Annotated in this window: 3 protein-coding genes; 2 read left to right on the forward strand and 1 reads right to left on the reverse strand. The window is 61.1% G+C overall.

Going from position 1 to position 5,224, the window contains the following annotated elements; genetic code table 11:
- Positions 1-303 precede the first annotated feature (303 nt).
- Positions 304-1,005: a DnaA N-terminal domain-containing protein gene (locus Q4543_RS23650; RefSeq protein WP_303442480.1), complete on the reverse strand. Its 702-nt coding sequence runs from the start codon at positions 1,003-1,005 to the stop codon at positions 304-306.
- A gap of 470 nt (positions 1,006-1,475) precedes the next feature.
- Here Q4543_RS23650 and Q4543_RS23655 point away from each other — a divergent pair, with 470 nt between their 5' ends.
- Together Q4543_RS23655 and Q4543_RS23660 are read left to right on the forward strand one after the other, a co-directional pair.
- Entirely contained in the window at positions 1,476-2,783 is a 1,308-nt protein-coding gene (locus Q4543_RS23655) for an AAA family ATPase (protein WP_216001868.1), read from the forward strand.
- A complete protein-coding gene (locus tag Q4543_RS23660) occupies positions 2,780-3,862 on the forward strand; it encodes a ParB N-terminal domain-containing protein (protein ID WP_303442484.1) in 1,083 nt (360 codons plus the stop codon). Before Q4543_RS23655 ends, Q4543_RS23660 begins: the two co-directional genes overlap by 4 nt.
- Positions 3,863-5,224 lie beyond the last annotated feature (1,362 nt).

Here is a 5,224-nt window from a genome sequence, read left to right on the forward strand (position 1 = left end):
CACGCGATGAAGGACTGGCACAAACTCAAGCCAGAGCTGTTCAAGAAACAGCCATATTACCTGCCGGGATGTGACATGTAACGTCTCGCAGGCTCGGATGATTGCCAATAAGAAAAAAAACGACGCTGCATTAATTGGCGCTGTCGGTGCGCACTAATATCTCGGCTGACCAAACGGCGAGTATGAAAGCCGTGGACAATGCGGCCACGACATCATAAATTCACTTACTAAAGACCTTTGCAAACCCTGTCGCATATTCTCGCGCGAGGCAGAGACCATGATTGGCGGCGGCGGGCGATCAGGTCACATCTTGACCGGCACCACATCAATGCGCCGTACAGCCGGGTCGATCACGCAATAGGCCCCCAGCAGCTGTGGCAGCAAATGTGTGGTGACGTAATCCGCCACGAAACGCGTTGGTGCGGCCAGCGTGACCCGTCCGTCTTGGTGCTCCATCTCGGAAAGCTGTCCGTACCATGCGGTTGCCTGCGCCGGGAATCTGGAGCGGAGGTCTGCCAGAACCTGCCCCCAGACACCCTCGGTGGGCTCACTGCGGGCGCGCGGCTGAAACGGGATGACCTTAGGATCGCTCGAGGCGTCAGCCCCTGCCCCGCCGTGGCGTTCCTGCATCCGCGCCACAAAATCCGGGCCAATGGTCTGCCAGGCCTCTGTGGTCTCATCCAGCAGCGCCTCAAGGTTCAGCGCGTAGACCGTGACCCGGCCCTTGACCCCGGCGCGCTTGACCTCAAGCCAGCCAGCGCTGCGCATCTTGGCAGTCTCACGCTTGACCGTGCGCTCATCCACCGCCCAGAGCCGGGCGATCTCGGCGCGCCCGATCGACAACTCGTTGCTCTGCCAGTTGTAGCGCGTGGTGATCAGCACCATGAGCCGTAACACCAGTCGCTGCCGGTGCTTGTCACCGGCCAGAGCGGCCACACCCAGAGCCGAGAGAATATCGTATTTCAGGGCCGGGGCCTTGCGCCCGACCGGTTTTGCCACCTGCATGACCTGCTCCGCCTCTTTGCCGGCTTTGTCCGGCGATATGCCCGACTTATCTGCGCCTGCCAACGCTTTTCCGAGCTTATCGTCGATTTGCGTCCAATGTTGCGATTCTGTCAAGCCGTGCCGAGGCCTGGGGCGCTTACGGCTTGGCCACAGTCCCCTTTAAAAAATGAATCTGGTGAAGGTTTAGGTGATGGGGGTCATTCAGTATGTCCCTCTATTGTGCCAAGATGTCCCCCTATCCATCGCCGAAGGCTCCGAGGCGTCCCCCTATATCTTGGCGCGGGATCAAGATTTTAGCCCTTTGGCGCCGGGGCAGAGGCGAATCGAGGCAAAGCCCGGCGCCCACTGCCTGTCTTACCCGTGGGTAAGAGCCCCCTGCCCTGCATGACAAAGCATATTAGGTTTTGCGTCAAAGGCAAATAAAGCGTAAATCAGGAAAAAACATCAAAACCCGTCCTGCGAGGCACAGCATGTACACCCACGAAGATCTGGATACACTCCAGAAGCGCTCCTTGAAACTGCAAGGCTGGATTCGCCAGCAGACCTTTTCGCCGGGTCTGGAAAAGACCCTGCGGCGGTTTTCGTCTTGGGAGGTCTCGGAGCTGATCTTTCGCATCAACCAGTCGACCTTTCGTGGCAAGCTGGCCGCCGACCCCTCGCTGCCCGCTGGCGAAGTCGAACAGGAGGGCCGGCAGCGCTGGTTCTCGCTGGATGAGATCAACGAGCTGCGGCGGCGGCTGAAGATCAGCAAGCGCAGCCTGATGCCCTATCGTCCCGCCGGAAAGCGGGCCATTCGCGCCGCTGTCGCCAACTTCAAGGGCGGCGCTGGCAAGTCTACAGTGGCGCTGCACTTTGCCCATGCCGCGGCGCTTGATGGCTATCGGGTGCTGGTGGTCGACTTTGACCCTCAGGCGACCTTGTCGCATTCCCTTGGGCTGACCGACGTCGGCGAGGAGCACACGGTATGGGGGGTCATGGCCCGCGATCTGATCCGCGAGACCGAGCGGATGAATCGTGGCCCGGTGGGCGCCGAGACCGGCGCCGCCCTGCCCCAGCGCCACCTGCCCACGACGATCACCGAGTTGGGCCTTGGTGGCCTGCGCATCGGCGACTTCATTAAATCGACCTCCTGGTCGACCATCGATGCGATCCCCTCCTGCGCCAACGCCGCCTTTGTGGAATTCGCCAGCGCCCAGTACCGGCACCTGAACCCGGACTGGTCTTTCTTTGCCGCGGTGTCCCGCTACCTCGACCAGATCCCCGACGACAGTTATGACCTGATCCTCTTCGATTGTCCGCCGGCGATCGGCTACCAGTCGATGAACGCGGTCTTTGCCGCTGACGTGCTCTATGTGCCATCCGGTCCGGGGTATTGGGAATATGACTCCACCACCTCTTTTGTCGGTCAGCTTTCCGAGGCTCTCGAGGATCTCTCGGCCGGCTTCGATGGCACCTTACCCACGGGTAAGATTTCCCTACCCAAAGCCTTTTACGATATCCGCTTCCTGCTGACCCGCTACGAGCCGGGCAACGATCTGCACCGCGCCATGCAGGATGCCTTCCGCAAGGTCTGGGGAGAGCATGTCACCGAACACCCGGTCGAGATGACCCGCGCGGTCGAGCAATCCGGCCGCTTTCTGAACTCGGTCTATGAAATGGATTACCGCGAGATGACCCGAGAGACCTGGCGCAGAGCGCGATCGACATTTGACTTGGCCTACGACGAATTCCGCCAGACCGTGCATGACGCGTGGGAGCAGATGGAGGCTGACCAATGAGCAAGAAACGCAGAATGTTCGACATCGACATCCCCGACGTCGGCTCCATGGATGTGGGCAAGGTGCCAGACCGCACGCTGCGGCGCGGGCCGATGGCGTCGGCGATTTCCGAAAATGCCAGTTCGCTGCGCGACCGCAAGCAGGTCGAGGATGACATCCGCGCCGAAAACGACCGCCTTGCCTCGGAGTTCGTGCGGCTGAAACGTGAGGGGCTGATCACCGACCGCATCGCCTTGGACTCCGTCGTGACCGAACGGCTGGTGCGCGACCGCAAGCCCGGCGAGGATGATGAGCTCGAAGAGTTGAAACTGTCGATCCGTGAGGTCGGCCTGTCGAACCCGATCCGCGTCGAGGCGCGAGCCGACGGGCGCTATGAATTGATTCAGGGCATGCGTCGTTTGATGGCATTTCGGGCGCTGCTCGAGGATACCGGCGATGCCGGGTTTGCCACCATTCCGGCCGGCATCGTTCCGGCCGAGGCTGTGGCGCAGACCAGCTATCGCCGCATGGTTGATGAGAACCTCGTGCGCAAGGATATCTCTTTTGCAGAGATGGCCAGTCTGGCGCGGCGCTATGCGGATGATCCGGCCAATGCCTGCCCCGAGGTTTCGGATGCGGTGGCGACCCTGTTCAAATCCGCCAGCTACACCAAGCGCAGTTACATCCGCGCCTTTGCCGAATTGCTGATGCGGCTGGACAAGGTTCTGGAATATCCGCAGGACATTCCGCGCAACGTCGGTGTCGAGTTGAAGCGGCGGATGGATCGCGACGAGGCGCTGTCGGCCCGGGTCTCTACAGCGCTGCGCGCCGAGCCCGAGCGCGATGCAGCCCGTGAAGTCGAGATTCTGCGCAGCTTCGTCGAGACGCCGTCGGTCTTACCCACGGGTAAGAAATCGGCAGCCGCGACGCGTCCGCGTCAGGCCAAGACCACCTTCCAGGTGCCGTTCAGCAGTGGTGTCGCCAAGTGTAGCGCTTCGCATGGGCGGTTGGAACTGCGCGAAGATCGTGATTTTTCAGCTATTGATCGCCGGAAGCTGGAACTGGCGATTGTCGCGTTTTACGAGGCGCTGGAAACCTGACCACGCGCGGTCTTACCCACGGGTAAGATCTGCGTGAGATGCGGCACTGATGAGTGTTAAACCCGGAGGTGGCGGTTCAGCCCCTTCGGGTTTTTCGTTTCGGGGCCAGTTTCGGTCGCGGTGCAACTCTGCGCTGCGCATCAGCCCGAAATCTGGGGATCAACGCCGATCTTGATCACTCTATCGAACGTCAGCCTTGTCGCCTTGATGGCCCCTTTCCAGCACCGTGGTCGGGACAAGCACGGCTGAAATGCAGGCATCAATCGCCGCCTGCGCCATCCAGTTGACTGTAAGCGATGGGCTGGACGCCCCTTAGGCGGCATCGAATGTGCCAAAGTAGCGGTCGTTGAAGCACCGCTACGAGGAGAACTTCCATGACCAAGGTTCGCGTCAACGGCCTGGATTTGGCCAAGAACCCATTTCCGATCCACGGTGCCGGTTCAAATGGGGCGGTCGTTTTCCCTCGCAAGCTGTCGCGCGCGCAAGGCGAAGATGCTGGTTGCGGTGGCGTTGGCCAACCGCATGGCCCGAGCGGCCCAGGGACTGATGCGCGAAGGGGAGGATTACAGAGATCCGGCGATGGCGACAGCATAAGTCAAGTTCGCCGGGGTGTCGCCGGGAATTGTGAGCAGGACGGAGGAGCATAAGGGCAAACGGCCATGAGACCGGGCCGGGAGAACCATCCCCGGCTTTGGGGCCGATCGTGTCGCTGAGCTTTGTCGCCCTGATCAACGACCCTTCGCGGTTGCGCAAGGTTGGCGATTTTGGTGCCTTTCCGGGCCTGACGGCCTGACGGCCTGACGGCCTGACGGCCTGACGGCCTGACGGCCTGACGGCATCAGTCCGGCAAAGTGGATTGGTGAGGACGCATCTCTAAGTGTGGCGACGGGCCGTTCGAGGCTTGCTCTTCGAAGTGGAAAGAACCCTGATCAGCCGGGGCCGGCGGTTCTCGACGCTCAAAAGCTGGGCCATCCGGCTCGTGAGGCGGCGCGGGTTTGCAATGGCTGCCGTTGCGACTGCGAGGACATCTGCGGTGCTGATGCTGTCACTGTGGAAACAGGAAACCGAGTTCACCTGAGCAAAGAAGACCACTGCCTGACCTGAATTCCCGCCGCAAGTGGCAGGGAGCCAAGTCCCGAAGGGGCGGGGGCTGGCCGAACTCGCGCGGGCCGATGGGAAGCAGGCTGACCTGCAAACCCGCACCATAGATTGAAGACGACCTGACCGACAAAACCGTCATGAGGCGCAGCACTTGTGACCTCACAGAGAGCCGGAAGGACTATACGTGTCCCATCCCGGACGATTACATAGACCCTCGGCGCTCTGCCCACTTCATGGCAAGATCGCTTCTGTGCGATGTTC

This window comes from Salipiger sp. 1_MG-2023 (assembly GCF_030547555.1).
Taxonomy (GTDB): domain Bacteria; phylum Pseudomonadota; class Alphaproteobacteria; order Rhodobacterales; family Rhodobacteraceae; genus Salipiger.